The sequence below is a fragment of the Actinosynnema sp. genome (assembly GCF_052038725.1).
Genome location: NZ_JBQGCX010001454.1, coordinates 1 through 1,999, shown reverse-complemented (window position 1 = coordinate 1,999; position 1,999 = coordinate 1). Strand labels below are relative to the sequence as shown.

The window sequence follows — 1,999 nt, the reverse complement described above, 5'->3', positions numbered from 1 at the left end:
GGAGACCGAACCCGTGCGGGTGAAGGTCGACCCGCTCGAAGTGCTCTGACCGGCGGTCAGCGGCGACCGCTCCGCCCGTGCGCGCAGGCGGCCTCGCGGCGGGCGAAGCCACGGCCGATCGCGAACCACAGCAGGCAGCCGAGGAACGGCAGGCACAGCACGATCACGATCCACACCAGCTTGAGCGGGAAGCCCTGCGGCGAGCCGAGGATGCTGACCAGCGCGGCCAGGAAGAGGACGACCAGGGCGGCCAGGACCACGAGGACCCCGCCGCCGAGCGCGATGCCCCAGATCTGGAACTCCGGGTCCTGCTGCGCGTGCTGGGCGATCGTGGTCGTGGTCTGCGCGGTGGTGGGCAACTCGATCCCTGCTTCCCGTCTCTCGTCGGTGGCGCCGGGCCTCTCGACCCGACGACACCGATGCTGCCGCCGGGCGACGTCATCGCGCGTCATCACCGGAGCCGGTCCGGGACTAGTGCTGAAGCACTACCCGCCGGGCTCCGGGCACCCCGTCCGCGCCACCCGCCCACCCGAACGGTCGCCGCTCGGGGCGTACCCGCGCGGCCCCGCGTGCGGTACAAGGAGCAGATGATCCGGTCAGCTGTGGTCCTGCTCACCGCCGCCGCGCTCGTCGCGCCGGTCGCACCCGCGCACGCCGACCCGCTCCAGGCCGAGGGCGCCCGGCCGAGACCCGCCCCCAGGCAACCCGAGGCGGTCGGCCACGGGGGAGCGGTGTCCAGCGTCGACCCGGACGCCTCCCAGATCGGGATCGACGTGCTCGCCAGGGGCGGCAACGCGGTGGACGCCGCCGTCGCCACGGCCGCCGCGCTCGGCGTCACCGACCCGTTCTCGGCGGGCATCGGCGGCGGCGGGTTCTTCGTGGTCTACGACGCCCGCACCCGGAAGGTGTCGAGCATCGACGGCCGGGAGACCGCGCCCGCCTCGGCCGGGCCGGACCTGTTCGTGGAGGACGGGGCCCCGGTGCCGTTCGCCGAGGCCGTCACCAGCGGCCGGTCCGTCGGCACGCCCGGCACGCCGCTCACCTGGGAGCGGGCCCTGCAGCGCTGGGGCAGCCGCTCGCTGTCCCAGCTCCTCGAACCGGCCGAGTCGCTGGCCAGGCGCGGGTTCACCGTCGACGCCACCTTCAACCAGCAGGCGGCGAACAACGCGGCCCGGTTCGCCGACTTCACCTCCACCCGCGACCTGTTCCTGCCCGGAGGCGCGCCGCCCGCCGTGGGCAGCACGTTCCGCAACCCGCAGTTGGCCGACACCTACCGGGAGCTGCGCAGGCGCGGCACGGACGTGTTCTACCGGGGCGCGATCGGCCGGGACGTGGTCAGCGCGGTGCGCACGCCCCCGGTGGCGCCCGGCTCGACCAGGAACGTGCGGCCCGGCGCCCTGACCGCGCGCGCCCTGGCGACCTACGACGCGCCGCGCCGCGACGCGGTCAGCAGCACCTACCGGGGACTCGAGGTGCACGGCATGGCCCCGCCGTCGTCCGGCGGGACGACCGTGGGGGAGGCGCTGAACATCCTGGAGACCGGCAGGCTCTCCGGCGCGAGCCCGGCCCTGGTGGGGCACCGGGTGCTGGAGGCGTCCCGGCTGGCGTTCGCCGACCGGAACCGGTGGGTCGGCGACCCGGCGTTCGTGGACGTGCCGGTGTCCGGGCTGCTGTCCAAGCGGTTCGCGGCAGGCCGGGCCTGCCTGGTCGACGACGCGAAGGCGATGACCGGGGCCGTCGCGCCCGGCGACCCCCGCAACCCGGTGGCGTGCGCCTCGGGCGGGACCGCCGCGCCGACGCCGTACGAGGGCGAGCACACCACGCACCTGACCACCGCCGACCGGTGGGGCAACGTCGTCTCCTACACCCTGACCATCGAGCAGGAGGGGGGCTCGGGCATCGTCGTGCCGGGGCGCGGGTTCCTGCTCAACAACGAGCTGACCGACTTCTCCTTCACCCCCGCCGCGCCCGGAGTGCCCGACCCGAACCTGCCCGGCCC

At 75.3% G+C, this 1,999-nt stretch carries 2 protein-coding genes; one reads left to right on the top strand and one right to left on the bottom strand.

Going from position 1 to position 1,999, the window contains the following annotated elements:
• Positions 1-56: 56 nt before the first annotated feature.
• On the bottom strand, positions 57-359 hold the full coding sequence (locus tag ACTUAL_RS30740) for a PLD nuclease N-terminal domain-containing protein (protein WP_440902682.1): 303 nt from the start codon (positions 357-359) through the stop codon (positions 57-59).
• 228 nt (positions 360-587) lie between these two features.
• Here ACTUAL_RS30740 and ACTUAL_RS30735 point away from each other — a divergent pair.
• Positions 588-1,999 (top strand): gamma-glutamyltransferase family protein (locus tag ACTUAL_RS30735; protein ID WP_440902681.1); only part of this gene is annotated, 1,412 nt, incomplete at its 3' end.